Here is a 25,762-nt window from a genome sequence, read left to right on the forward strand (position 1 = left end):
GTCTTAGCTTGCTATAAACACCTTCAATTTAACCACGCAAATCTGCGTGGTCATGCCTGCGTTACTTTTTTATTTTCATTTGCGGCATGGATTTAATCAACCACGAAGCCCTAAGTCGGTGTATCAGGGATGCAGTCAGGGCAGAATTACAGGAACATTTTAAAACGGGTGGATGGCCGCCACAGGATGAACGGCTATTATCTAAACAAGAACTGTCCGAAGAATTAGGTGTGTCGTTAGTAACGCTTACGGACTGGATGAAAAAGGGGCTACCCTTTTTGCGCCTGCACAAACGGGTGTATTTTAAAAAGAGCGAGGTACTCGCAATCATGCAACAAAAAACTAAAGAGCAAGGAGGAAAAGATGAACGTTGAATTAATCACCAAGGAAGACTTAAAGCAATTTAAAAACGAGATGCTCACCGAGATGAAGCACCTCCTAAAACCCGGCCAGGGGCAAAGTAAACAATGGCTGAAAAGCTATGAGGTCAGGAAGCTATTAAATATTTCGCCCGGCACCTTACAGAATTTAAGGGTCAACGGAACGCTTCGTTATACCAAGATCGGCGGCCTGCTTTACTACAAGTTAGACGGCCAAGCCGATGGTGATTTTAACAACTGCTTTTCCCGGATATGCGCTGGAGGGCTATGAACTGGATATTATTGATTATCTGTTGAAGCCGATTGCTTACAACCGTTTTGTGAAGGCGGTACAAAAAGCGAAAGAATATCAAGACCTGAGGGATACGCTTTTGCCCAATACCTTAGCATCTTACCTGTTTGTGCGTTGTGAAAAACGTATTGAGAAATTGGAATTAAGCGAAATCCTATACATTGAAAGCATAGGTAATTACGTCCATATTTATCTTGAAAACAGAACACTTATCGCTTATCTGACGTTAAAAGGCATAGAGAGCCAGTTATCTCCAAACGAATTCGTCAAGATACATCAGTCATTCATAGTTAGCTTTCTTTGGATAACGGCTATTGAGGAAAATCAAATTTTTGTTGGAAAGAAAACTATACCCATTAGTCGTAATTACCGGAACAATATTATGTCGCTTATCGAAAAGCGCTTGTTAAAGCGTTAAACCCTACAATGTTTCGAGCCGAAAAGATTGAAGAGTAACAATTTTTTAATATGAAGATTAATAATAGCCGATGCCCGATAAATATTTTAAATCGCACGAGCGTTTTAATCAAAATCCACAAACCTTACTAAAGCAAAGAGCTATCTCAAATTCAATATTATCTCGTTACCAAAAGTAAACTCCGCAAGGGACAACTACTCCCTTACCCCCTACAAGATTAAATTTTGACCATTGCTGCATCAGCAAAGCTTTCCACTTTATCATTATCCTCGCTGGTCATCAGCCAATGCCAGGATGAATTAGCAACATTGTAGGATAACGTTGTATGAAAATAGCTATGATCGTTAAATTTAAATAATAATGCCAATTGATTAGCTTCTCTTTTAGCGTGTGCTATAATTCCGTTAGAAAGCCCCACGTTACTTGTATTGTCCAGCCATAGGCAATCATATTGGTTGTGTAACGCATCAAAAGTAATATAAACAATAGCATCATAAACCGGATATCCGTTTGCTTGTTTTTCACGCGATGTTTCTTTAAGCTGAAGATACTGATGGCCTAAAACCCATTCGGCAACAATATGATGTTCCACCTGCTTACCGGCGATCACACCTTTAAGCAGCCACTCTCCAGTTAGGCGGTCAAGTAGTGTATCAGCAGGTGGTGTTTTTTGCGACCATGCCCTTATTGGGCTGATAATGAAGATGAAAAGTAAAAATTTATAAGCTGCTATTTTATGCATGATGGAATTGATAAGGTTTCAAACTTCGATGCAACAAAAATAGCTAATAGATATCATCTTAGAGTATTAGCGTAATATTCAGGATTGATTGCGTTGGTAGATCAGATCGATAATTTGGGTTCCCAATAATTTATAATCTCAAATAGCATGCATTCCAGAATTTTAAAACATCCGGAAAGCTTGGTAAAAATCAGTTATATCTTTTAATTTGCTTTACATAAGCTATCTTGATGAAAAGGATTCTGACACTTTTAATTTTTTTATGCGTTAATTGCTGTACCCTGGCGCAAAACGTATCCGAACCTTCTTCAAAAATGCACCCTGAATGGTCTAAGCCCTACCCGCCGTTCCAAATTGCAGGAAACCTTTATTATGTGGGCACTTATGACCTGGCTTGTTATCTTATCGTAACACCCAAAGGCAACATATTGATTAATACCGGGCTGGCTTCATCCGGTCAGTTGATTAAAACAAGTATTGAAAGCTTAGGCTTTAAGCTTACCGATACCAGGATATTGCTAACAACGCAGGCCCACTTTGATCATATGGGCGCTATGGCGGAACTAAAGAGGTTAACAGGTGCTAAAATGATGGTGGACGAAGGTGATGCGGCGGTAGTGGCTGATGGAGGTCTGTCTGATTATGATCTTCAAGGAAAAGTATGTGTTTTTAAACCTGTAAAGGTGGATCGTATATTACATAATGGCGATAGCATTATGTTGGGTGGTATGAAGTTGACCACGCTTCATCATCCCGGCCATACCAAAGGATCTTGTAGCTACCTGTTTGATGTGCAAGATAATGACCGTAAATACAGTGTGCTGATAGCCAATATGCCAACCATTGTAACGGATAAAAAATTTGCGGATGTACTTGCTTATCCTAACATCGCTAATGACTATGCGTACACGCTGAATGCCATGAAGCATATTACGTTTGATATCTGGCTGGCATCACATGCTTCCCAGTTCAATCTCACCGATAAACATCAGCCAGGCACTGCTTATAACCCCGGGGCTTTTATGGATAAAAAATACTATTACGATAAAATTGACGATTTGCGAAAGGAATACGATAGCAAAGTGAATAGTAAATAAGTTAAGGAATAAGTGAATATCGGTGCATAGTAACCGCGTCAACGCTTTTTTTCTAATGCTGTTACAACACTACCACCCTTTTACGTATGTCTGCCGGGATACTGCTTTTCTACATTTCTAATAGTTTTTTTTAGGGTTTCTTCCTATCCAATTTATATTTTTGCGAATGGATTTTTCAAACCAGTTTCCTGTACTCGATAACTATACCTACCTAAATACTGCTGGTTCTGGTATCCTTTCCCGCGAAATAACCGCTTGGAGGCATGCTCATGATCAGAGGTTCCTGTTAATGGGAAGTCAATTCAGGTTAAACAAAGATGAATTCATCGATAACGGACGGAATGCAATTGCCGGTTTTTTCAATTCGCATGCCGACCTTACGTACCTTGTTCCAAATTTTTCACATGGATTCAATGTATTACTGGAAGGGCTTGGCGGACCGAAACGTTTTCTGTTATTAAAAGAAGATTATCCATCTATTAATTACCCGGTGGAGAGCAGGGGGCATCCCTGTGCCTATGTTCAGATTGATGAACAACTGGAACAACATATAGTAGAAACTATTGAGCGATTTAAGCCTGAAGTATTTGCTTTAAGCCTTGTGCAATATTCCAATGGAATAAAAATTGACCTCGATTTTTTAAAGCAGTTAAAAGTTAGTTATCCTGAGCTGCTCATTGTTGCCGACGGAACGCAGTTTTGCGGAACTGCTTTATTTGATTTTGAGCAATCGGGCATTGATGTGCTGATAGCCAGCGGCTACAAATGGTTGTTAGGCGGATATGGTAACGGTTTTGTACTGCTAACGGCAAAAGCGGCCGACAAGCTTTATAAAACCGAGAAAAGAGCTACCCTGCCTGCCGAAGGTTTTTTGAAGGATAGAAATACATTATCGTTATATTTTGAGCCCGGCCACCTCGACACTTTAAATTTCGGTACGCTATTTAATGCAGTAAGCTATTTGCAGAAGCAGGGAATGGAAAACGTTGAATACAAAATCAGCCAGCTTAGCCTGAAAGCCCGGCAGGCATTTACTGATCGTGATTTATTGTCGGTGGCAGTTAAAAGCCGCAACCGCCATTCGTCTATATTTAACCTAATGCTGCCACCCCACGTCATAACAAAGCTACAAGATAACGGAATCATTTTTACTTCCAGAGGGGGCGGTGTAAGGATTTCCTTTCATTTTTACAATTCGGAACAGGACCTTGACAAACTGCTAAAGGTAATTGACGGTTAAGGAGACCCACAATCCGAAAAGTTGTTTCAGAAATCGGGTCGATTTTCTTCTTGGGTAAGCAGCTTCGTATTGATTGAAAAATGATAAGCAAATGTTTATTAATCAGGTGCACATTGTAGCCAAAGCTCAATACCCGGTTTATCATGCCCCCGGCTTTATTTAGGCTGGCCCCTTCGATCTACAGGATCGAAGGGAATTCTTTACAAACCTGTTTTTCAATATCAATTATCATTATTTTTCAGCAACTGTAAAATGATAATTTCCAGAACCAAGCAATAATTTTAAAACTGTTGCTCCTTGTTCAATCACTTTAACGCCCTTGTTCTCGTTCCCAATATTTATTTTTCGAGATGCATCTGATGGCAAAAACAGTGTAGCCGTTGTATTTACAGGAACAGTAACGCTAACGCTCAGTTGGCCGTTTTCACGCTTCCACTCGCATTTAATATCACCGCTAATTGATTTATAGGAGCCTTTTACCCAGTTCAACGTTTTCAGAAAAGCAGGCTTGATATTAAATTTGGTGAAGCCCGCACCTGTTTCGTCCGGGCTGATCCCAAGCAGGTCATTGTAAAACCATTCGTTGATCTCGCCGGACATGAAATGATTTTGCGAGCCTGAACTGCCCGCCCCCGCATCCCATTTTTCGGTTAATGCAGTAGCTCCCATTTTTAACTGGTAACCATAACCCGGCCTGTCGGACTGATTGTTCATATCATAGATCACATCAGAACTTCCGGCTTCCGCTAATGCCCCCAAAAGATACCGGTACCCAATCTCGCCCGAATTAAATGAATTACCCTGTTGATGAATATCAGCAACCAGGTTTTTCACCAGGGCATCACGGTTGCCGGGATCGGCAATATTAAGGTACAGAGGCATGGCATAAGTTGTGTTAGAACCCGTTGCATAGCTATTGGACGCCTGTTTATAAAATTCTTTATTGAAGGCCTGCCTGATGTTTTCCGCTTTCTGCATGTACATTTCGGCATCTGCTTTTAACCCCAAAAGAGCAGCCATTTTTGCCATAATCTGGTTATCATAAAAATAAATTGCCGTAGCGGTAAAACTTACCGGCGTTAGCTGGGAGCCCCATGCCGGTTTAGGCCCTATATCGTACCAATCTCCAAGACCGGTGTATACAATGTTATTTTTTGATGTGGCTTCCAGAAAGGCTACATACCGTTTCATTTGAGGAAAATAATCCCTCATTAAAGACAGATCGCCCGAGTAAAGATATTGCTGCCAGGGTACGATGATGAACGAACTCCCCCACTCCGGCGAATTACGGAAACCATTATTGATATCTGCACCGGCGTGAAAAAACTCCGGGGCTATATTGGGCACCAGGCCGTTATCCAACTGAGCGTCAGCCATATCACTCATCGCTTTCCTTATCAACGATGCCATATCGAAATTGTACCTGAGGGCTGGGCCATTTAAGTGCAATTCTTCCAGCCAGCCCTGTTTTTCGCGGGCCGGGCAATCCGTCATGATGCTCATCATATTGCTGCGTTGCGCCCACCTTACCAAAGTATAAATACGGTTAAATAGTTGGTTAGAGCAAGAAAAATCGCCAACGGGTGTTGATGAAGAATGCACAACAACGCCTTTTAACATTTCTATAACAGGCAATTTGGTTTCGCCGGGCGCGGGATGCAGTTCTACTTGCAGGTAACGCCCGCCCTGGTAAAAGAACTTCGGAAACCAGTTCTCGCTAAGCTCCGACTTTAAAGTGTATTGCCACCAGGCCGGCATCACCTCACCCTGGCATACCGAACTCCGGTCAACCGTTCCATCGGGCTTTAAAAGTTCGGATGGTATAATCCTGATAAAAGCCCCCCTTGTACCCTTTACCGAAATTTCGGGCATGATAGACGCATTCTGCCCCAAATCATACACCAAAAGGTCGGGTTTAAGCTTCACTACTTTTACTGGTGTTAAATTTTCAATAGCCTTAATAGGGGGCGCCGCGCAGGATAGTCCTTTTACTGCTCCGCCCGGAGAAGGACACGCAATGGCATCAGCCCAACCGGCACTTTTTTTAAACGTCGCCGTATTCCAGTCTTGCGGTTCCAAACGCGCATCATAGTCTTCGCCACCGTAAAAATTGGAGTAGGTTACAGGCCCCGGAGAAACTTGCCATGATTGGTTGCTGCCGATGGTTTGGGTTGAGCCATCTGTATACTCAAGTTTAAGCGTGGCAATCATTTTCAGTGGGCCAAATGAACTGAGGAATTTAACGTACCTAACCGAATCGGGCATGATGTTATAAATGCCGTTGCCAAGCATGACGCCTACTGCATTTGACCCCGTTTGAAGCTGTTTTGTGATGTCGTAAGTATCATATAAAATGGTTTTATGATAATCAGTTAATCCAGATGACAGTATTTGATCACCCACTTTTTTGCCATTTACCGTAAGTTGATATTGCCCTAAGCCACTGATATAAATTGTAGCATGGCGTAATGCCGACTTAACCTGAAATGTTTTGCGCACCATCATCGACGAAAAATTCGGGTCGGTAATTGCTGGTTTATTCGCACGAAACTCAGCAAAATCTTGTCCTAAATTAAAATCATTCCGGGCAGATTTATATTTATGCGCATATTTTTCCGCGCCTTTTGCCGATATCCATTTGGCATCCCAATCTGCCGGATTTAATAAGCCCATTATCCACATGCCTGGTTTGCTCCACCCGGAAACTTCACCTTTGCCATCCCAAACGCGCACTTTCCACCAGTATTTCTTTGCTGACTTTAACTGTTTCCCCCCATAGGCGATGAAGGCCATCCTCGCAGTAGCCACTTTTTTTGAATCCCATAGGTCGCCACCTTCTTTGAAATCGGCATCGGCAGACACCCATACCTGGTAAGCTGTTTGGTGCAGATTTTTATCTGCATCATTTGTGCTAATTAAATTATAGCTTAGGTTGGGCTTAGTAACATCAATGCCGCAAGGGTTTACCAATAACTCGCATTTTAAATTAACAGGCACCAACCGGCCTTGCGCAAGTGTCGCCATTGCCATTAAAACCAATGGCATAAGTAGTATAGCTTTTAACTTCATGATTTGAGTTGCAAGTGGATGGTACTTAAAATATTAAATTAAATGTGCCCTTACGTAATGCAGTGTAGGCGACTCTTTTTCAAAAAAAACTTTTGCAGTTATGTTACTGCCAGCCCAAAAAAGCAATAGCCTTCCCCATTTTACCATCGTCAGCTCAAAACAAAATCCCTGTTGTTATCCTGTTTGGATGATGGGCTTGTTCATAATTGTTTAAATCAAATGCAATAATAATTAACAGGTTTAGTTTTACCAATTATTATTGATAATCAAAACCATAGTTAAGTAAAGGGTTGCTGCAATAACCCGGATTAAGCGGCTATAGCGAAAGTGTGACCCGATGTTGCCAGAACTATACATCAATCTCTTGTTGTATAGATGACCAATACAAACAAATAGTATCAATACTGACGGGGATAGCGCAAACTTGTGCAGAAGTAGCTGATGATTTGCCACAGGCTGGGAAGCCCGCGTTTCGCTCTAATCAAAACATCAGAGCAAAAAAAAAGAGCCTCTTAACGAAACTCCTTCTTGTTTTTATAGGATAGATAGTGTATGTAGATTAAGCAACCATCATTTTACCGTTTCCCGGTTTTTGCCTGTTACCTAATTGTTGTTTTCCTGTCGACTTGAAAGCTTGTAAATCGCTCTCTATAATCTCTTTTAACTGCTCGTCAAAACGGTTAAGCATTAGTCTGGTACGGTTAAGCATTAATTTTTCGAGTATTTTGTCTATGTTTTCCATGGCTAAGTTGATTAATTATGTTAGCCATATTACCAATATAATGCCAATAGGCTTTACATTTTATCAAAAGCTGTAAATAAGCAATAATTAAATGTTTTTGCATCGCCATAATGATGTAATGAAAGGATGACTGTACAATTATATAGTCACAACACTGTCAACACGCACATAAAAATGCACAACGGCTACTTTGAAACCTCAATTTTAACCTTTTTATTTTTGATCTTCTCATTCCTGATCAATGCTACCGCTTGTTCTATTCGGTTACGCTTAACCGCCGCGTACGACTCATGATCGCGTACTTCTATCAAACCCAGTTCATCTTTTTGCAAGCCGCCTTTTTGCAGCAACAAGCCAACAATATCCACTTTATTCACTTTATCTTTTTTACCGGCGGCAATATATAAGGTAGCCCATGGGGTTGGTTTAGGGATGATATTTTTTTCGGGCAGCGTTTCAACTTCGGGTTTTTGTTGCAGGTAGGGTAAATTTTCTTCTTCGGTTAAAAGCAGGTAAGCTGTGCCCTTGGCGTGCATGCGTGCAGTGCGTCCGTTACGGTGTGTAAAAGCTTCTTCGTTATGCGGCAGCTGATAATGTATCACGCATTCAATCTCCGGAATATCCAATCCGCGCGAAGCAAGGTCGGTCGTGATCAGCAAACGGTTACTCCCATTTCTAAATTTCAGTAAAGCATGTTCCCTGTCTTCCTGCTCCATACCACCATGAAAAACGCCGTGGCTCAGCCCCATATAACTCAGCAACTCGCTAATACGGTCAACAGCTTCACGGTGGTTACAAAAAACCAGCGTGGCCTTATCCCCTATCTTGCAAATCAATGCAAACAGTGCGCTTAACTTATCTTCAGCATCGGCAATTACGGCTTTAATTTTCAGGTCGGGCTTAGTTACTAAGTCCTTCAGGTAGTTCAACTCAACAGCATGTTTAACGGCAGTAAAGGCAGGAATCTCGTCCATTTTGGTGGCCGATGTCAGTATTCGTTTTTTAACGCCTGTTAATCCGCGGATGATGTAAGCCATATCTTCCTGAAAACCAAATTCCAGGGCCTTATCAAACTCATCTAAAATTAAGGTATGTACCGTTGATGCATCAAAACTTTCGTTGCGGATATGATAAGCCAGTCGCCCGGGTGTGCCTATTAAAACGGCAGGAGGCTGCGATAAACTATTTTTTTCAATCCGTGTAGCATGTCCGCCATAACAGCAGTTTACTTTAAAACCGGTGCCCATCGCTTTAAAAACCTTTTCAATCTGCAAGGCCAACTCGCGCGAGGGTACCAAAACCAAAACCTGTACTCCCGCCTTCCCGCTATCCAGCAAACTTAACACGGGCAGTAAAAAGCCCAATGTTTTGCCCGAGCCTGTGGGCGATAACAAAACCATATCGGCATGTTGAGGCACATTCAGGGCAGCGTGCTGCATTTCATTCAGCGCAGCAATATTCAGATTTTCGAGAGCTTTTTTGATCATGATGCTGCAAAGGTAGTGTTTGTAGTTGGATGGTGGCAGTGTAGTTGATGACCATCGTTCGGAAGATGGTGTTGATTGGGATATCAGCAAGATCGCCACTCCTTAAAAAAGAAAAAAGGACAGCCAACAAAATCTTACAACAATAATGATAAGTTTGTATCCTTCTTTAATAGGTCAGCGTTAACCAGGCTGGTACATTGCCTGAACAATAGGCTACGCACCAGCAACTATGAACTAAAAAAATGAGTCAACTAACATCACATCTATTGATGATCCGCCCGGTAAGCTTCGGCTTTAACGAACAAACGGCCGAAAGCAATGCATTTCAGAACAGAAGTGCCGACGAGCAAAATATTCAAGCCAAAGCCCTGGCCGAATTTGACGCTTTCGCGGATAAGCTGCGGGACAATGGCTTGGACGTGATTGTTGTTGACGATACCGTTGAGCCGCATACGCCCGATTCTATTTTCCCCAACAACTGGGTGTCATTCCATAGCGACGGCTCCGTTTACTTATATCCTATGCAGGCCAAAAACCGCCGTTTGGAGCGCAGGGCAGATGTGATTGAAAACCTAAAAAAAAAATTCACGGTCAGCAAGGTTGACGACCTCAGTTATTTTGAAAACCAAAACCAATTTCTGGAGGGCACGGGTAGCATGGTACTTGACCGTGTAAACAAAGTGGCCTATGCCTGTTTATCCCCACGTACCGATGAGCAGGTTATCACTGGGTTTTGCCGTAAGAGCGGCTATCAAGCTGTATTATTTAACGCTGTTGATGAGCATGGTAAAGCTATTTACCATACCAATGTACTGATGTGCATAGGCGATCAATTTGTGGTGATATGCCTTGAAGCTATTCCGGATGTGGTACAAAGGGATAACTTAATCTCCTTATTTGCCAACACCCATAAAGAGATATTGGTTATCTCACAGCAACAACTCAACGAGTTTGCCGGCAATATGCTTGAGTTACAAAACAAAGCGGGCCAGCGCTTGTTGGTTATGTCGGCAAGGGCGCATGCATCGCTCACCGCCGAACAAATTAAAATACTTGAAAAACATTGTAAAATTGTTAGTGCGGATTTGGATATGATTGAAAGTATTGGCGGCGGAAGTGCCCGTTGCATGCTGGCAGAAGTACATTTACCACTTCGCGTATCGTAATTTGTATAATATATTTCCCCTTAAATTAAAACCGCTAAATTAATTTACAATTAAGAGATTAAAATCCCTCAAAAAATTTGGTTTATTTCCATTTAAAAATTACATTTTTGCCGCAATTAATATTTATTCAATAAATGCAGAGTTACGAGGAATTTATTGACCTGAGCGTGGGTTTCCCGCAAGAGGGTTTTGAGGTTTATGATGATGAACTTTATTTTCATGATCTCAATTTAATGGAGATGATAGAAACGTATGGTACTCCCTTGCGGTTTACTTATCTGCCTATCATATCAAAAAAAATACAGCAAGCCAAACTGTTGTTTCAGCAGGCCATCATCAAAAACAATTATCGCGGAACTTATAAATACTGCTATTGCACTAAAAGTTCGCATTTTAAGCATATTGTTGAAGAGGCCCTCAAAAACGAGATCCACCTGGAAACATCCTCGGCTTTTGATATGCCGATGATTGACGCACTGGAAAAGAAAGGCCTTTTGAATAAGGAGATGACCGTTATTTGCAACGGCTTTAAAACTTTCCAGTACAAACAGTATATTATTGATATGCTGCACGATGGTTTCAGCAATATTATCCCGGTGTTAGATAACAAAGAGGAATTTAACATTTATGATGATGAGGTTGAAATGAGCACGCCTTGTAACCTGGGTATCAGGATTGCAGCGGAAGAACAGCCTGATTCGCAGTTTTATACTTCGCGCCTGGGTGTACGCATTGAAGATGTGATCGATTTTTATTATAATAAAATTGAGAAGAACCCTAACTTCAGGGTTAAGTTATTGCACTTCTTTATCAATTCGGGCATCTCGGATACACCTTATTACTGGAACGAATTAGAGAAATATGTAACCCTGTATTGCAAATTCAAAAAGATCAACCCCGATCTGGATACCCTGGATATTGGCGGCGGCATGCCTTTCAAGGATTCGTTGGTATTTGATTTTGATTACGAATACATGGTGAACGAGATTGTGAGCCGTATTAAAGAGATTTGTGCCGAGCACGATGTAATGGAACCGGATATTATTACCGAATTTGGCAAATACACGGTAGCCGAAGCATCGGGCATTTTATACAAGGTTTTAGGCCGCAAGCAACAAAACGACCGCGAGCGCTGGCTAATGCTGGATGGTTCCTTCATCACTAACCTGCCGGATGTTTGGGCGCTTAACCAAAAATATGTGCTGCTGCCCATCAACAATTGGGACTCTGAATACGAGCGTGTCAACTTAGGCGGCATCACTTGCGACGGCCAGGATTACTACAACCAAGAGGCCCACATGAACAGTGTGTTTATGCCTAAAACCCGAAAAGTGCAATATGTAGGCTTTTTCCATACCGGTGCTTACCAGGAAGTTTTAAGCGGATACGGTGGTATACACCATTGCTTGCTGCCATCGCCAAAACATGTCATCATCCGCCGCAACCGCGACGAAACCTTTAACTTTGAGGTTTTTGGCGAGGAACAGAACAGTAAACAGGTATTAAAAATATTAGGCTATACAACCTGACCAATTTAGATAACAGCAAATTAAAAAGGCGTTTTTGGTAAATTCAAAAACGCCTTTTCTTTTATCCCTTAAATTGCTTTATAAATTGGGGAATCCCAGCAAGGTAATCTTCGGTACTGTTTAAATACTTTACAAAGGCGCTGCCCACAATGGCCCCGCTGTTGTACTGGCAAGCCTTATCAAATGCTGCTTTACCGGCTATACCAAAGCCCACTACCGTTGGGTTGTTCAATTTTAAATCTTCAATGCGTTTAAAATAGGTATCTACCATATCGTTCAGCTCCAAACTTTTGCCGGTGATGGATGAGGACGATAACAGGTAGATAAAGCAGTTGCTTAACTCGTCAATTTTGCGGATGCGGTCTTCAGCTGTTTGCGGCGTTACCAAAAATATATTGGTTAAGCCGTTATCCGTAAAATACTGGCTATATAATTTTTCATACTCATACATCGGCAAATCCGGAACAATAACGCCATCTACTCCTACTTCGGCCGCCTTTTTACAGAAACGCTCCACACCGTACTGAACCATCGGGTTAGCATAGCCCATGAGCAACACGGGTATATTTACCCTGCTTCGCAATTCGGCCAGTTCCTCAAAAAGCACATTAAGGTTCATGCCGTTGTTTAGTGCCGTTAACGAGCTATCCTGTATCGTAGGCCCATCTGCCAGCGGATCAGAATAAGGGAAGCCGATTTCCAGGAAGTCGGCCCCTGCCCTTTCCAGCGCTTCGGCAATATCAACGGTGGTATTTAAGGCGGGATGTCCGGCGGTAAAGTATATGGATAACAGGTTTGTTTGTTTTTCGGCAAAAAGCTTGTTCAGTCTGTTCATAGTATAATTTATTCTTTCATTGGTTATGGTCGCCATTTGCATACTTATAATAACGTTCTTTTTTTGTGCGCGAAAGCTGTCATCCTGAGCCTGTCGAAGGACGTGCGGCATGGCCCAGTACGAGGTGCTTTTTGAAGCGGCTTATCATTTCGCTTGCCTAAGTTCTTGATTGTCAATATGTATATTATTGCTCTAATGTACAGTATCCTTAATTTACTCCATCGGCACGCTCAATCGCCGCGTGAAGGGCTGTTACTTTTGTCTTGACACAAAAGTAACCAAAAAGTCAAGACTGCACGATCCTTCCACCCGCGAGGCCAGCTCCCGGCCCGGCGTGCAGTCTGGCTTTTGCGCACTTTTCTTTCTGCTCAAAATAGCCTACAGGTTTCAAACGTCATCGCTACTTTTTTTCCGGTTGGCCGGGTTCGCTACTTATAATGACGTTCTTTTTTTGTGCGCGAAAGCTGTCATCCTGAGCCTGTCGAAGGACGTGCGGCATGGCCCAGTACGAGGTGCTTTTTGAAGCGGCTTATCATTTCGCTTGCCTAAGTTTTTGATTGTCAATATGTATATTATTGCTCTAATGTACAGTATCCTTAATTTACTACATCGGCACGCTCAATCGCCGCGTGAAGGGCTGTTACTTTTGTCTTGACACAAAAGTAACCAATACCGACCGTAGGGAGCTCATGAACACCTTAAAAAAAACAAACAACAGGTGAATAACGTCAAGACTGCCCGATCCTTCCACCCACAGGCCAGCTCCTGGCCCGGCGTGCAGTCTGGCTTTTGCGCCCTTTCTTTCTGCGCTTGGTAATCTATAAGGTTCAAACGTCATCCCTATTTTTTTCCAGTTGGCCGGGTCCAGTCTTATAATTGCCCGCTTAAAATCAAAATCCGAAGTGGTTAATGTATGTTGTTAAATCCTTGTCGCCGCGACCAGATAAGCAGATCACCACATTATCGTCAGTATTAAACTTCATTTTATCTAAATAAGCCAGGGCGTGCGCCGTTTCAATAGCCGGGATAATGCCTTCCAGCTGGCAACATAATAACCCTGCCTGCAAGGCTTCATCATCAGTAATGCTTACATATTGGGCGCGGTTAATTTTGTATAAATGCGCATGTTGCGGGCCTATACCTGGATAATCCAACCCGGCGGAAATGGAATAAGGTTCCACAACCTGGCCGTCATCGGTCTGCATTAAAATGGTACGGCTGCCATGCAAAATACCTTCACGGCCAAGCATGGTTGTAGCGGCTGAGTGCCCTGTATCTACGCCTTTGCCGGCGGCTTCTACAGCAATAAGCTTTACGCTTTCATCATCCAAAAAATGATAGAACATGCCCATCGCGTTACTGCCGCCTCCAACGCAAGCCATCGCATAATCGGGAAGCTCTTTGCCGGTTTGCTCCAATAATTGTTTTTTGGTTTCTTCGGATATGATAGATTGAAAACGTGCTACCATATCAGGATAAGGATAAGGCCCCACTACCGATCCGATAATGTAATGCGTATCAACAGGGTTGTTAATCCAATCGCGCATGGCCTCGTTGGTAGCGTCCTTTAAGGTTTTACTGCCCGATGTTGCCGGTATCACGGTCGCTCCCAGCATTTTCATGCGGGCCACGTTAGGGGCCTGGCGCTCCATATCAATCTCGCCCATGTAAACCACGCATTCTATACCCTTTAAAGCACATACCGTAGCGGTGGCCACGCCATGCTGCCCGGCGCCGGTTTCGGCAATGATGCGTTTTTTGCCGAGTTTGATAGCCAACAGGATCTGCCCGATGGCATTGTTTATTTTGTGCGAACCGGTATGATTCAGATCCTCGCGTTTAAAAAATATGTTAGCGCCATACTTCTCCGAAAACCGCTTTGCACGATATAATGGCGACGGACGGCCCACATAATCTTTCATCAGCTGATTAAACTCGGCTACAAAAGCTTCATCGGATGTAATATCGAGATATTGCTGGCGCAGTTCCTCAATATTTGGATAGAGCATTTCCGGAATGTAAGCTCCGCCAAAATCTCCGTAATACCCTAAATCGTTAACTCCGTAATTCATCATGTAATTGATTGTCTTAGTATTTCAAACGCTTTGGTTAATTTCTGTACATCTTTTTTTCCTGGCTCGGTTTCAAAACGGCTATTCAGATCAACACCGTAAAAGCGGGGATGTTTAATTTCGGCTATCCTTTCCAGATTATCCAGGCTGATGCCTCCACAAATAAAAAAGGGTTTATCTAAAGTGTAATTCTCCAGGATATTCCAGTTAAAAGCCCTGCCCGAACCGCCGTATCCTTCTGTTTTGGTATCAAACATAAAATAATCAACACTGTCTGCATACACACCCAGCTGGTTAAAGTCGAAATCATCGTCCACGCCAAAGGCTTTAAAAACTTTCACTTTAGGTTTAAACGACTGGCTAAATTCAGGACTTTCATCTCCATGCAACTGTATAGCATTAAAATCAAACTGGTTTATTAAATTATCAATAGTTGCTTTGCTCTCGTTTACAAACACTGCGGTTTTGTAAACCGTATCGGGCAAGGCCTCCAATACCTCGGGCTCCAGCTCCGCAATAAATCTGGGCGATAGGCCATAGCATATAAAGCCCATATAATCGGGAGATAATGCTGATATCGCTTTGATATTTTCAGGGTCTTTCAAACCGCAAACTTTGATCTTCACCGGCTTAATTATTATTTATTTTTTTAAAACTGATCAGCGCTTTTTTGCTTAACAGCGATTCTTCGGCTTCGTAAAAACAATCGGCAAAGCTTTTTTGTGGCTGCAGCGTTTGTATAGCCAGGGCCGCGTTACACAATACCACGTTATTTTGAGCTACTGTAGCCTCGCCTACCAGCACGCTGATAAAAATGTCTGCCGATTCGGGAACGGTATTACCCCCCGCAATTTCACTGGGGTTTAAGCGATCGAAACCGAGTTCGGTAAGGGTATTGATCTTCTCTCCTGATTTACTGAAAGTTTTAAAATCGCAAGTGAGCGACACCTCATCGTACCCCTCCAAAGCATGCAGAATGGTATAATTTTTAGCCGACTTTTGATACAGATAAGCGTATAACCGCGCCAGCTCCAGGCTAAATACCCCTACAATCTGGTTTTGTGGCCTTGCGGGGTTAACCAGGGGCCCAAGCATGTTAAAAAACGTTTTCACGCCTAACTCTTTGCGGATGGGCGCCACGGTTTTCATGGCGGGATGAAATAGGGGGGCATGTAAAAAACATATTCCGGCTTCGTCTATGTTTTTTTTGATGGTACTGATATCGTTGGTGAATTTATAGCCCAGGTATTCCATTACATTGGACGATCCGCAGCCCGACGAAACCCCATAATTACCGTGCTTGGCCACTTTATACCCTGCTCCTGCCACTACAAACGACGCCAGTGTTGAGATATTAAAAGTATCCTTACCATCGCCACCGGTGCCACAAAGGTCAATCAGTTGATTCGCCTCCAGTTCAACCGGCAGGCATAACTCCAGCATGGCATCACGAAAACCTTCCAATTCGTCTACCGTAATGTTACGCATGCAATAGGCCGTCATGAAGGCTGCCATTTGCGAGTTATTGTATTTACCCTGGGCAATATTGGTTAAAATTACTTTCGACTCCTCTTTGCTAAAGGTTTTGTATTCGAAAAGATGATTTAATATAGATTTCATTATAGCTTATAAAATAAAAAAGGGCTGCCATTTGGCACCCCTTTACATATATTTACGGTTAAACACAGGGATAGCCTTACGATTACTCGTTAAGCCACCACCAATTGTTATTTAATCCGGTTTGTATCATTTGGCAACAAATATGGAAATTGTTTTTTCTAAAAGCAAGCAGAAGTTTAAATTTACAGGTACATTTTATCTATATTTAAAACATGGGCATTAGGAAGGTAAAAGTTAACCCTGAAAACGATTTGGGCTTTGGTACGCAGGCGGTGGTTAAAAACCAACGGATGTTTAACCAGGACGGTTCGATCAACGTGAAACGTAAAGGCTTATCTTTTTTTAACACCGCCAATAATTACCACCGCTTAATTACCATGGGCTGGGGAAAATTCTGGGCATTAATTTTGAGCGGTTATTTGCTGATTAACCTGCTGTTTGCTTCGATATACCTTAGCCTGGGTATTGAAAACCTGGCTGGTGCCCAGGGCCATACCCCAATGGAACATTTTTTCGATGCCTTTTTCTTCTCTGCACAAACGGTATCTACCGTTGGTTATGGTCACATCTACCCTCTTGGTATCCCAATGAGCAGCGTTTCTGCCATCGAATCAATGATAGGTTTACTGGCCTTTGCCTTAGCTACAGGTTTGTTATACGGGCGTTTTTCGAGGCCATCGGCTAAAATAGCTTATAGTAAACATTTGTTGGTAGCGCCTTATCTTGAAAACGGAAAGGCACTCATGTTCAGGCTGGCCAACCAACGCCGTAGCACACTGATCGACCTGGAGATTGAAGTCAATTTTTCGTACAACGAAGAAGTAAACGGCAAAACCGTACGGAAATTTATACCGCTCGAACTGGAACGAAAACGGGTTAGTTTGCTTACCCTTAGCTGGACAGTTGTTCACCCTCTGAATGATGATAGTCCGCTTAAAGATATTACCAGTGATGACCTGATTAAAACAGAAGCCAACATAGCGGTATTATTGAAGGCTTTTGACGATACCTTTTCGCAAACAGTGCATTCCAGAACTTCCTACCAATACGAGGAAGTGGTTTGGAACGCCAAATTCACCCCCATGTTTGCAAGGGATAATGAAGGGCACATGTTGCTGGATTTGGGTAAGATAAGCGATCATCACTTGTTAGATGGTGTGATGCAGGGTGAGGCTTTAGATAAGGGAATTGCTAATAAAGTGGTTTAATCTTATAAAGAGCGGATGTTTAGTTGATAGTATTCTCAAAAAAATGTCATTCCGCCGAAGTAGGAGGAGAAATCTTTTGCGTGCGACTGGCATGCTATATTCTTATCGCTCGTAAAGGATCCCTCCTTCGCCGGGATGACAACGGGGTTTATGGATCAATAAAAATTGTCATTCCGATGAGGTACGAAGAGGAATCTTCTGCATGCGACTGGTATGCTATTCTTATCGCTCGTAAAAGGTAATTCCCTACGGTCGGGATGATACAGTTAAAGAGGATCGACCTCGTAAAAAAAATGTCATTCCGATGAGGTACGAAGAGGAATCTTCTGCATGCGACTGGTATGCTATATTCCTATCGCACGCAAAAGGTCCCTCCCTCCGGTCGGGATAACATGGTTTTTATGGATCAACGACCAGCAGACGCGCAAAAAAAATCCCCCCGTGCAATCGCCGGAACAATAAAGCGGCAATTACGCTACCACCTCTTCAACTTTTTGATTCGGCCTGCCATTTTTAAAGGCTTCGCGTGGTTTTAAACCCAGCAACTCAAGCATAGCCATATCATCGTTAAAGCTCGGATTTGGTGTAGTTAATAATTTCTCGCCTGCAAATATCGAGTTGGCCCCGGCCATAAAGCAGAAAGCCTGTTCAATAGTGCTCATCTCTGTTCTTCCGGCTGATAAACGGATCACTGATTGCGGCATTACAATTTTGGCCGTAGCAATCATCCTCACCATATCCCATACGGATACGCGTGGTTGCTCTGCCAGCGGTGTTCCTTTGATAGGCACCAGGGCATTAATCGGCACCGACTCCGGATGTTTAGGCAAGTTCGACAGTGTTTTGAGCATCGAGATCCTGTCTTCAGTAGTTTCGCCTAAGCCGATAATACCACCGCTGCAAACAGTAATTTTAGCTTTGCGCACGTGCTCCAGTGTTTGTAAACGCTCGTCGTAGGTACGGGTGGTGATAATCCGTTTATAATCATCTTCGGATGTATCCAGGTTATGGTTGTAAGCGTACAGGCCGGCATCGGCTAAACGTTGCGCCTGGCTCTCGGTAAGCATACCTAAGGTGCAGCAAACCTCCATATCCATGGCGTTAACCTCCTTTACCATTTCAATTACCTTGTCAAAATCGCGGTTGTCGCGTACTTCGCGCCAGGCGGCACCCATACACAGGCGTGATGCTCCACCCGCTTTAGCCTTTTGAGCAGCGGCTAAAACCTGGTCTTTAGGCATTAAAGCCTGTACATCTACACCGGTATTATAACGGGCTGCCTGCGGGCAATAGGCGCAATCTTCAGGGCATCCGCCTGTTTTGATAGAGATTAGTGAGCTGATCTGCACTTCAGAGTAATCCTTGTTTTCACGATGGATAGTTGCTGAGCGGTAAATCAGGTCGAGTAAAGGGGAATGGTATATTTCAGAAATTTCTTCTGTTGTCCAGTTGTGTCTAACTTCGGTCATGTATATCAAATTAAAGCTCCAAAACTACGCAAAAATATATTTCCTCATAAGGAATGTGAATCTAAAACATTCAGGCCTGGTATTTTATTAAAGTCTCCAACATTGTGTGTAAGCAAAGTAAGGTCGTGTACTAAAGCTGTCGCAGCGATAATAGCATCCGGTAATTTCACCTTAGTTGCTTTACGGATGTCGATGGTTTTACGCACAATATCAGGAGACAATTCAAAAACAGTGGTCCTGTTGATAAACATTTCGTTATTGGCATCCAGCTGTATATTTTTAGAATCAAAGCCAAGTACCTCAATTTTCGTAATAACAGATATGAATACGCCATCATCAACAATGTTTCTCAATTTTGCTATGGCAGTTGGTGGCATCGCCAAAGATAAATAATCAATAACGGCATTTGAATCGAACAGATAGACCACTTTTAATTGATCTACCTCCATTCGTCCCTTGATTGCTTGATATACTCCTGCATTTGCTCTGCAACATCCTTAGGCAATGTACCGGCAAAATCAGATAGCTTACTGTGATTAACCACTTTAGGCTTCTCCATCAATTTTAAATCGCGGTATTTACTGGTAAGCAACTCCCACTCATCAATGGGAATAAGCACTGCGGTATGATTACCTTCGTTATCTGATATATATTGTAAAGACATGCTTACGTTTTTGATACTCAAATTTAAATAAAATCATTTAAATTTTGGTATGGCAAGCTATCACTACAACAACAACTTCGTAGCCAGCCAAAGCGGCAATAAAAAGCCAAAGCAATCTGTAAAAGTGGTGATAATAATGGATGAGGCGACTGCGGGATCAATCCCTACCCTTTTCAATAACAAAGGGATAGATGCACCTGTTAAACCTGCTATAATTAAGTTGCCGGTCATGGCTAAAAATAAAACCAAGCCCAGCATAGGGTTAGCATCGTAAAATAAGGCCACGCAAAACACGATAATCCCGTTGGAGGCACCGTTGATCAAACCAACTAAAAACTCTTTTAAAACGGTATCATAAGCCTGCTTATCGTTCAGGTCATTCAGCGAGATACGTCTTACAGTTACCGCCAAAGCTTGGGTAGCAGCGTTACCGCCCATACCGGCTATGATAGTCATGTAGGCTGATATGATGGATAATTTGGCTACGGTTGAATCAAAGCCACGGATGATGGAGGCAGCTAAAAATGCAGTGCCTAAATTGATGATCAACCAGGGCAAACGGCTTTTTACGGCATCCTGCCAGTTACCGCTCAATTCCTCATCTTCGGATACGCCGGATATTTTTAAAATATCTTCGGTATTCTCTTCCTCCATTACGTCGATGATATCATCAACGGTAATCCGGCCCAAAAGCCGCATATTATCATCCACTACCGGGATACTGGCTAAGTTGTATTGCGAGATCAATTTGGCTACGTCTTCCTGGTCAAGGTCGGCTTTTACGTACACATAATCCGTTTTTACCAGGTCTGCCACGGTGGCATCGGCCTTAGCCTTAATCAAGTCTTTAACGGATATAATACCCTTTAAAATCTCCCGGTCGTCAACCACATAAATGGTGTAAAAATCCTCCATCTCTTCGGATTGGCGGATAATCTCTTCCAGGGCGTCCTTTTTATCCATGTTCAGGTTAACCTGAATCACGTCGGTATTCATCAAGCCCCCGGCAGTATCTTCCTCGTAGCTTAATAAACTTCTGATCTCGTTGGCATCCTCATGATCAATATCTTTTAATATCTCATGCTGCTCATGCTCTTCTAACTGCGATATTAAGTCGGTAGCATCGTCATAATCTAATTCTTCTACAATCTCAGATCGTTTTTCGGGCGCGAGGTTAAAAAGGATATCCTCCGGATGATGCTCCTCATCCATTTCTGAAATTACCTCGGAAGCGATATCAACCGGCAAAACATTGATAATGCGTTCGCGCGCCTCCTGGTCTAATTTTTCAAAAATAATGGCAATTTCCGAGGCATGATAATCCTCCAGAACCGTTTTCAGCTCTTCATCAGTTCCATCAAGCGCGGTTGTAATGCGCAGCAGGTCTTCTTTATTAATTTCAAAGGATTGCATACCGCTCTAAAAATACGGAAAATAAGCCCAAAATGAGGAATAAAAGGTGAATAAGCCACCCCGTACCGAAACACCCTTTGAATTAACGAGTTAAGCTATATAGTTGACAACCACTTCGCCTTAACACCGGTAATGTGATTAAGCTGGCCCATTACCCGCTCTACCTGGCTCTTCCGTACCTCGAGCTGCATTTGGCAATCGGTATCAAATTGCTGATGCGAAATAGTTAAATTTTCATTTTTAATCAATCGCATTACATCATTCATTTGCAGATAGTTAAATGAGATGGTATAAATATCATTTACAGTTTTTTCTGTCACCTTTACCGCCTTCAACGCTTCTTCGGCAGCGGCTTTATAGGCGTTAATTAAACCCGGAACACCCAACAAGGTGCCGCCAAAATACCTAACTACTACAATGGCTATATTGGTGAGGTTATGCGATAATAAAGTATTTAAAATAGGCCTTCCGGCGGTGCCCGAAGGCTCTCCGTCATCATTGATCCTGAACACCGAGCGGTCTGGGCTCAGCCTGAACGCCCAGCAGTGATGGTTGGCTTTAGGGTGTTCGCTTTTTAAACGCGCCACGATAGGTTTAAGATCCTGCTCCGACCGGATGGGATAAGCAAAGGCCATAAACTTACTACCGCGATCACGAAAAACGCCTTCGCCCACTTCGGTGATGGTGAGGTAGGTATCTTCAAACAACATAGGGCCTTATTATTTTTAAAACATCGTTGCCTACCCTATCCTCTGATACCACATCGCCCTTAATTTGAGGTGCTTGTATGCCTTTTTTTAAAGTTATGGCGCCGGTAAATATCCGGGCTTCGTCCCATAAGCCATCTTTTATAAAATGTGCCAGCGTTGTAGCCCCTCCCTCTATAATAACCGATTGAATATCCTGCAGATACAATTGGTAGAGAATATATTGAGGCACATAATAGTTAAAGTCTTCGAGCGATATATACTTTACCTTGCCATCAAATTCCGTTTTAACTTCGTTAAAAACAAAGGTCTCCACAGTCTGATCAAACAGATAAAGCTCTTTGGATAACTCAAGCCGTCTGTCGATCACGATCCGTTTAGGCGATTTACCCGGCCCGTAGCGCACATTCAATTGCGGGTTATCTATCGCGGCGGTGTTCTTCCCTACTAAAATGGCATCCTCCTCGCCCCGCCATTGGTGTACCAGCTTACGCGATTCCTCGCCGGTAATCCATAGCTGGCTCTGATCCGCAGGAGCGAAAAAACAATCTTCGGTTTGTGCCCACTTCAAAATAATATACGGGCGGTGCTTTAGTATCCGTGTAAAAAAGCGCTTATTGAGATCCAGGCATTCCTTTTCCAAAACACCTACCGTAACCTTAACGCCCGCTGCCTGTAGCTTTTCAATTCCTTTTCCATTCACCTGGTCAAACGGATCGCGGCAGCCCACCACCACTTCGGGTATCTGGTGCTTAATAATTAAATCGGCACAGGGCGGTGTTTTTCCATAATGCGCGCAGGGCTCCAGGGATACATAAATAACTGATTCCGAAAGCAGTTGAGCCGCATCATCAAACCGATTAATTACATTGTTTACAGCATTTACTTCGGCATGAGCCTCGCCATAGCGCTGATGATAACCCTCGCCGATAATACGGCCCTGATGAACAATCACGGCACCTACCATGGGGTTCGGACTAACAGAACCCAAGCCCAGCTTAGCCAACTCCAGGCAACGCAGCATGTATTTATTATGATGAACCATTTTTGCAAAGGTATGCTTTTATGTTTCTTTGCAGAATGAAAACTATCCTTGATGTGTTGATGAGCTTTGACGAAAAACTCCATTTGCTATATGATAAACCCGAGATAGATTCGATTAAATACCTTGCTGTGAGCGATGTAACCGGCTTATCAAAAGCGCAGCTGAGGGCTTTTACCGGTAACGAAATCACCACGCCGCAAGCAGAAAAATTAACGGATATAGCCAATCAATTACAAACAGGTATCCCGCTTCAATACATTTTAGGCCATACCGAATTTTATGGTTTAAATTTCCAGGTCAATCCTTCAGTACTCATTCCCCGCCCCGAAACGGAAGAACTGGTAGAGTGGATCATCCAGGCGGCGCAAGAACGGCATCAGCAGGAGGCTATCTTAGATATTGGCACCGGGAGTGGTTGTATACCGGTAAAGCTAAAGAAACACCTTCCGGATGCTGAAGTATCGGCCATTGATATATCGCCTGCGGCCTTGCAAACAGCCAAGCAAAATGCCACCTTAAATGGGGTTGATGTGGCTTTCATAGAAGCCGATATTTTAAATCCGGTCGAAATATCTTTTCCGCAATACTCCATCCTGGTGAGCAACCCGCCCTACGTTACCGAGCGCGAAAAAGCCCACATGCACGTTAACGTTTTAAACAATGAGCCACACCTGGCTTTATTTGTTAGCGATCACGATCCGCTGGTATTTTACAGGGCCATTGCCGATTTTGCCCTGCAGCACCTTACAAGCAACGGCCTTTTGTTTTTTGAGATTAACGAAAACCTGGGCCAACAAATGATTGATCTATTACAGGATAAAAACCTGAAAAACATAGAATTAAGACAGGATATGCGAGGTAAAGACCGCATGATTAAAGCGCAAAAGGCTTAGCTTATTGGCAGGGCAACAATGCTTCGCATCAAATGGTTACAACTAAACGTTGCCCGTCCGGCACTTGCAGATCCCAAAGCTGGGCTATATCTTCTAACTTCACTTCAATTGTTTCTACCTTGAGCTTGCCATCGGCGGCCAGTTGAAACATCTCCGGCAATATCTCAGCAAAAAGCTGGCGCACCTGCGCTTTCGACCAGCACCCTAAGCCCGATCCGGTTAATTGCAGATCAACACTGCGCAGGTTAGCGGCAGAAAGCTGGATCAAATCACCCGTCATGCTCCCTACCGAAACAAATCGTGTTTTGTGGGTGAACGAGCCTTTGCCCATTAAACTGGCCAAGAGCATCTCGGCAGTGTGGCCCCACAGGTAATCTATAATCACATCAACCGGACTGTTTTGGTGCGCTGCCTTTACTTGTGCTATAAATTGATCGTCGGCTTGTTTAACCGAAATCACCTCATCAGCGCCTAAGCTCAACAAGTCTTGAAGCGATTGCTCATTTCTGCCGGTTGCTATTACCTTGCTGGCCCCGTAATGTTTAGCTATTTGTACGGCTACCCTGCCGGTAAAGCCCGTTGCCCCGTTAATTAATACCACATCGCCAGGTTGGATATCTGCCTTAAATTTCAATGCCATTGCCGCACCTATTACGGCGTTTGCTAAAGCGGCAGCCGTGGCATCGCTTATCCCTTCGGGCAATTTCACCATCCTGTCTTTTTCAATGGTGGCTTTTTGCGCCATGGTACCACTGGCGCCTATGGCATATACCCTTGTACCATCATTAAGCGTACAAACGGCATCCCCTCCTATTACCCGCCCGTTTTGTTTTGGCGCATCGATGGAATAATGTTTACCCGTGGCCCTGCCCCTATCAAAATGCTTCATGGCAACGGCTTTTATGGTTACCAAAATCTCGTCGTCGTTTTGAGGTGCCGGTTCGGCAAAATCTACATATTGAGGGAGCTCACCTTTTTGATACATTACTGCTGCTTTCATCTTTTTCTGCTTTTGTTGATACAAATTTAGATGAGATGGCAAGGGCCAGCGATAACAAATGTTACCGAATGTTTTTTGGGGAAGATTTACGGGCAAGGGCGCTTTTGATGCGGCTTAAGTGAACCCGGGTTATGCCCAGGTACGAGGCAATGTAATGCTGCGGCACGCGCTTTACGATGTGTGGCCTATCCTTTAATAAATTTTGATAGCGCTGCTCCGGCGTATCCCTGATAAAGGAAACAAATTCGTGCATGTAGTGCAGTTGCCTTTCGGCGGAAACCTCTAAAATGATATTTAAAAATTCAGGTTCGCGGCTTAATTCATCCATCAGCTGCTTAACGTATATTTTAGGCAGCAGGTAAAGCACCGATGGTTCAATAGTTTCGATGGTAAACAAGCTGGGGGTATTTTTCAAAAAGCTTTCGAACGAGGTAAGGCCTTCCTTTTCAAAAAAAAACTGCACCGTTTTATCGTTGCCATTATTGTTAAATGCCAAACGGATGCAGCCCTTTTCTATAAATATGTAATGCGCAGCTGTTTTCCCCTCCTCCAGTAAAACCGTTTTGGCGGGTACCTCAACTTTCTTTTGAAACTCCAGGTATTTATCCCAGTACGGGTTTAACTGCGGAAACTTATCTTTAAAGTGAAAAAGCATTGAACAATATTAACAATTA

General features: G+C 43.1%; 25 protein-coding genes. 9 read left to right on the forward strand and 16 right to left on the reverse strand.

All coding sequences use genetic code 11. The features are described 5' to 3' along the window. Positions 1–86 precede the first annotated feature (86 nt). The 3 genes from MUCPA_RS02630 to MUCPA_RS02640 are packed head-to-tail and all read left to right on the forward strand — an operon-like array spanning position 87 to position 1,090. The gene (locus tag MUCPA_RS02630; RefSeq protein WP_008504267.1) at positions 87–374 is read left to right on the forward strand and encodes a helix-turn-helix transcriptional regulator; all 288 of its coding nucleotides are present in this window, start codon (positions 87–89) and stop codon (positions 372–374) included. Next, positions 364–651: a helix-turn-helix domain-containing protein gene (locus MUCPA_RS02635; RefSeq protein ID WP_008504268.1), complete on the forward strand. Its 288-nt coding sequence runs from the start codon at positions 364–366 to the stop codon at positions 649–651. Before MUCPA_RS02630 ends, MUCPA_RS02635 begins: the two co-directional genes overlap by 11 nt. Then, positions 602–1,090, forward strand: coding sequence for a LytR/AlgR family response regulator transcription factor (locus MUCPA_RS02640; RefSeq protein WP_008504269.1), 489 nt, complete (start codon positions 602–604; stop codon positions 1,088–1,090). The genes MUCPA_RS02635 and MUCPA_RS02640 overlap by 50 nt, the downstream gene beginning before the upstream one ends. Before the next feature lie 217 nt (positions 1,091–1,307). On the opposite strand, the gene MUCPA_RS02645 is transcribed toward MUCPA_RS02640, so the two are convergent. Next, complete coding sequence (locus MUCPA_RS02645; protein ID WP_008504270.1) at positions 1,308–1,832, reverse strand: hypothetical protein; 525 nt, start codon at positions 1,830–1,832, stop codon at positions 1,308–1,310. A 230-nt stretch (positions 1,833–2,062) separates the two neighbouring features. Here MUCPA_RS02645 and bla point away from each other — a divergent pair, with 230 nt between their 5' ends. Both bla and MUCPA_RS02655 read left to right on the forward strand, forming a co-directional pair. Beyond that, positions 2,063–2,929 (forward strand): subclass B3 metallo-beta-lactamase, encoded by an 867-nt coding sequence (gene bla, locus MUCPA_RS02650; RefSeq protein ID WP_008504272.1) that lies wholly within the window; start codon positions 2,063–2,065, stop codon positions 2,927–2,929. Between the two features lie 166 nt (positions 2,930–3,095). Then, a complete protein-coding gene (locus tag MUCPA_RS02655) occupies positions 3,096–4,169 on the forward strand; it encodes an aminotransferase class V-fold PLP-dependent enzyme (protein ID WP_008504273.1) in 1,074 nt (357 codons plus the stop codon). Positions 4,170–4,400: 231 nt separating this feature from the next. On the opposite strand, the gene MUCPA_RS02660 is transcribed toward MUCPA_RS02655, so the two are convergent. The 3 genes from MUCPA_RS02660 to MUCPA_RS02670 form a co-directional block, all read right to left on the reverse strand. Then, positions 4,401–7,238: a family 78 glycoside hydrolase catalytic domain gene (locus MUCPA_RS02660; RefSeq protein ID WP_050982010.1), complete on the reverse strand. Its 2,838-nt coding sequence runs from the start codon at positions 7,236–7,238 to the stop codon at positions 4,401–4,403. Positions 7,239–7,797: 559 nt separating this feature from the next. Next, complete coding sequence (locus tag MUCPA_RS02665; RefSeq protein ID WP_008504275.1) at positions 7,798–7,980, reverse strand: hypothetical protein; 183 nt, start codon at positions 7,978–7,980, stop codon at positions 7,798–7,800. A 185-nt stretch (positions 7,981–8,165) separates the two neighbouring features. Next, complete coding sequence (locus MUCPA_RS02670) at positions 8,166–9,467, reverse strand: DEAD/DEAH box helicase (RefSeq protein ID WP_008504277.1); 1,302 nt, start codon at positions 9,465–9,467, stop codon at positions 8,166–8,168. Between the two features lie 242 nt (positions 9,468–9,709). Between MUCPA_RS02670 and ctlX the strand changes: the two genes are divergently transcribed. After that, on the forward strand, positions 9,710–10,633 hold the full coding sequence (gene ctlX / locus MUCPA_RS02675) for a citrulline utilization hydrolase CtlX (RefSeq protein WP_008504278.1): 924 nt from the start codon (positions 9,710–9,712) through the stop codon (positions 10,631–10,633). A gap of 134 nt (positions 10,634–10,767) precedes the next feature. Continuing rightward, complete coding sequence (locus MUCPA_RS02680) at positions 10,768–12,162, forward strand: arginine decarboxylase (RefSeq protein ID WP_008504280.1); 1,395 nt, start codon at positions 10,768–10,770, stop codon at positions 12,160–12,162. A gap of 61 nt (positions 12,163–12,223) precedes the next feature. Here the strand turns inward: MUCPA_RS02680 and trpA are convergent, their stop codons facing one another. From trpA to trpD, 4 genes are all read right to left on the reverse strand, one after another. Beyond that, positions 12,224–12,997, reverse strand: coding sequence for a tryptophan synthase subunit alpha (trpA, locus tag MUCPA_RS02685; RefSeq protein WP_008504282.1), 774 nt, complete (start codon positions 12,995–12,997; stop codon positions 12,224–12,226). 890 nt (positions 12,998–13,887) lie between these two features. Beyond that, positions 13,888–15,072 (reverse strand): tryptophan synthase subunit beta, encoded by a 1,185-nt coding sequence (gene trpB, locus MUCPA_RS02690; RefSeq protein WP_008504283.1) that lies wholly within the window; start codon positions 15,070–15,072, stop codon positions 13,888–13,890. Beyond that, positions 15,069–15,695, reverse strand: a complete 627-nt coding sequence (locus MUCPA_RS02695; protein ID WP_008504284.1) for a phosphoribosylanthranilate isomerase — start codon at positions 15,693–15,695, stop codon at positions 15,069–15,071. Before MUCPA_RS02695 ends, trpB begins: the two co-directional genes overlap by 4 nt. 4 nt (positions 15,696–15,699) lie before the next feature. After that, positions 15,700–16,689, reverse strand: a complete 990-nt coding sequence (gene trpD / locus MUCPA_RS02700; protein ID WP_008504285.1) for an anthranilate phosphoribosyltransferase — start codon at positions 16,687–16,689, stop codon at positions 15,700–15,702. Positions 16,690–16,901: 212 nt separating this feature from the next. Here trpD and MUCPA_RS02705 point away from each other — a divergent pair, with 212 nt between their 5' ends. Then, positions 16,902–17,897 (forward strand): ion channel, encoded by a 996-nt coding sequence (locus MUCPA_RS02705; RefSeq protein WP_008504286.1) that lies wholly within the window; start codon positions 16,902–16,904, stop codon positions 17,895–17,897. A gap of 470 nt (positions 17,898–18,367) precedes the next feature. Here MUCPA_RS02705 and bioB read toward each other — a convergent pair whose 3' ends face one another. From bioB to ribD, 6 genes are all read right to left on the reverse strand, one after another. Next, positions 18,368–19,366, reverse strand: coding sequence for a biotin synthase BioB (bioB, locus tag MUCPA_RS02710; protein WP_008504287.1), 999 nt, complete (start codon positions 19,364–19,366; stop codon positions 18,368–18,370). A 44-nt stretch (positions 19,367–19,410) separates the two neighbouring features. After that, positions 19,411–19,815, reverse strand: coding sequence for a type II toxin-antitoxin system VapC family toxin (locus tag MUCPA_RS02715; RefSeq protein WP_008504288.1), 405 nt, complete (start codon positions 19,813–19,815; stop codon positions 19,411–19,413). Then, positions 19,806–20,030 carry a hypothetical protein gene (locus MUCPA_RS02720; RefSeq protein ID WP_008504289.1) on the reverse strand — a complete coding sequence of 75 codons (225 nt, stop codon included), beginning with the start codon at positions 20,028–20,030 and terminating at the stop codon, positions 19,806–19,808. Before MUCPA_RS02720 ends, MUCPA_RS02715 begins: the two co-directional genes overlap by 10 nt. Before the next feature lie 63 nt (positions 20,031–20,093). After that, the gene (mgtE, locus tag MUCPA_RS02725) at positions 20,094–21,443 is read right to left on the reverse strand and encodes a magnesium transporter (RefSeq protein WP_008504290.1); all 1,350 of its coding nucleotides are present in this window, start codon (positions 21,441–21,443) and stop codon (positions 20,094–20,096) included. Positions 21,444–21,538: 95 nt separating this feature from the next. Next, positions 21,539–22,153 (reverse strand): IMPACT family protein, encoded by a 615-nt coding sequence (locus tag MUCPA_RS02730; protein WP_008504291.1) that lies wholly within the window; start codon positions 22,151–22,153, stop codon positions 21,539–21,541. Then, a complete protein-coding gene (gene ribD, locus MUCPA_RS02735; RefSeq protein WP_040625668.1) occupies positions 22,143–23,195 on the reverse strand; it encodes a bifunctional diaminohydroxyphosphoribosylaminopyrimidine deaminase/5-amino-6-(5-phosphoribosylamino)uracil reductase RibD in 1,053 nt (350 codons plus the stop codon). The genes MUCPA_RS02730 and ribD overlap by 11 nt, the downstream gene beginning before the upstream one ends. A 35-nt stretch (positions 23,196–23,230) precedes the next feature. On the opposite strand from ribD, the gene prmC reads away from it, so the two are divergent. Further along, complete coding sequence (gene prmC, locus MUCPA_RS02740; protein ID WP_040625669.1) at positions 23,231–24,088, forward strand: peptide chain release factor N(5)-glutamine methyltransferase; 858 nt, start codon at positions 23,231–23,233, stop codon at positions 24,086–24,088. Between the two features lie 28 nt (positions 24,089–24,116). Here the strand turns inward: prmC and MUCPA_RS02745 are convergent, their stop codons facing one another. Continuing rightward, positions 24,117–25,088 carry a quinone oxidoreductase family protein gene (locus MUCPA_RS02745; RefSeq protein WP_008504294.1) on the reverse strand — a complete coding sequence of 324 codons (972 nt, stop codon included), beginning with the start codon at positions 25,086–25,088 and terminating at the stop codon, positions 24,117–24,119. A 61-nt stretch (positions 25,089–25,149) separates the two neighbouring features. After that, a complete protein-coding gene (locus MUCPA_RS02750) occupies positions 25,150–25,743 on the reverse strand; it encodes a Crp/Fnr family transcriptional regulator (RefSeq protein WP_008504295.1) in 594 nt (197 codons plus the stop codon). Positions 25,744–25,762: the final 19 nt, after the last annotated feature.

This window comes from Mucilaginibacter paludis DSM 18603 (genome assembly GCF_000166195.2).
GTDB classification, from domain to species: domain Bacteria; phylum Bacteroidota; class Bacteroidia; order Sphingobacteriales; family Sphingobacteriaceae; genus Mucilaginibacter; species Mucilaginibacter paludis.

Coding starts and splice junctions, on each gene's coding strand:
- MUCPA_RS02630 (WP_008504267.1), top strand. CDS start 87: ATGGATTTAATCAACCACGAAGCCCTAAGTCGGTGTATCAGGGATGCA.
- MUCPA_RS02635 (WP_008504268.1), top strand. CDS start 364: ATGAACGTTGAATTAATCACCAAGGAAGACTTAAAGCAATTTAAAAAC.
- MUCPA_RS02640 (WP_008504269.1), top strand. CDS start 602: ATGGTGATTTTAACAACTGCTTTTCCCGGATATGCGCTGGAGGGCTAT.
- MUCPA_RS02645 (WP_008504270.1), bottom strand. CDS start 1,832: ATGCATAAAATAGCAGCTTATAAATTTTTACTTTTCATCTTCATTATC.
- bla (WP_008504272.1), top strand. CDS start 2,063: ATGAAAAGGATTCTGACACTTTTAATTTTTTTATGCGTTAATTGCTGT.
- MUCPA_RS02655 (WP_008504273.1), top strand. CDS start 3,096: ATGGATTTTTCAAACCAGTTTCCTGTACTCGATAACTATACCTACCTA.
- MUCPA_RS02660 (WP_050982010.1), bottom strand. CDS start 7,238: ATGAAGTTAAAAGCTATACTACTTATGCCATTGGTTTTAATGGCAATG.
- MUCPA_RS02665 (WP_008504275.1), bottom strand. CDS start 7,980: ATGGAAAACATAGACAAAATACTCGAAAAATTAATGCTTAACCGTACC.
- MUCPA_RS02670 (WP_008504277.1), bottom strand. CDS start 9,467: ATGATCAAAAAAGCTCTCGAAAATCTGAATATTGCTGCGCTGAATGAA.
- ctlX (WP_008504278.1), top strand. CDS start 9,710: ATGAGTCAACTAACATCACATCTATTGATGATCCGCCCGGTAAGCTTC.
- MUCPA_RS02680 (WP_008504280.1), top strand. CDS start 10,768: ATGCAGAGTTACGAGGAATTTATTGACCTGAGCGTGGGTTTCCCGCAA.
- trpA (WP_008504282.1), bottom strand. CDS start 12,997: ATGAACAGACTGAACAAGCTTTTTGCCGAAAAACAAACAAACCTGTTA.
- trpB (WP_008504283.1), bottom strand. CDS start 15,072: ATGATGAATTACGGAGTTAACGATTTAGGGTATTACGGAGATTTTGGC.
- trpD (WP_008504285.1), bottom strand. CDS start 16,689: ATGAAATCTATATTAAATCATCTTTTCGAATACAAAACCTTTAGCAAA.
- MUCPA_RS02705 (WP_008504286.1), top strand. CDS start 16,902: ATGGGCATTAGGAAGGTAAAAGTTAACCCTGAAAACGATTTGGGCTTT.
- bioB (WP_008504287.1), bottom strand. CDS start 19,366: ATGACCGAAGTTAGACACAACTGGACAACAGAAGAAATTTCTGAAATA.
- MUCPA_RS02715 (WP_008504288.1), bottom strand. CDS start 19,815: ATGGAGGTAGATCAATTAAAAGTGGTCTATCTGTTCGATTCAAATGCC.
- MUCPA_RS02720 (WP_008504289.1), bottom strand. CDS start 20,030: ATGTCTTTACAATATATATCAGATAACGAAGGTAATCATACCGCAGTG.
- mgtE (WP_008504290.1), bottom strand. CDS start 21,443: ATGCAATCCTTTGAAATTAATAAAGAAGACCTGCTGCGCATTACAACC.
- MUCPA_RS02730 (WP_008504291.1), bottom strand. CDS start 22,153: ATGTTGTTTGAAGATACCTACCTCACCATCACCGAAGTGGGCGAAGGC.
- ribD (WP_040625668.1), bottom strand. CDS start 23,195: ATGGTTCATCATAATAAATACATGCTGCGTTGCCTGGAGTTGGCTAAG.
- prmC (WP_040625669.1), top strand. CDS start 23,231: ATGAAAACTATCCTTGATGTGTTGATGAGCTTTGACGAAAAACTCCAT.
- MUCPA_RS02745 (WP_008504294.1), bottom strand. CDS start 25,088: ATGAAAGCAGCAGTAATGTATCAAAAAGGTGAGCTCCCTCAATATGTA.
- MUCPA_RS02750 (WP_008504295.1), bottom strand. CDS start 25,743: ATGCTTTTTCACTTTAAAGATAAGTTTCCGCAGTTAAACCCGTACTGG.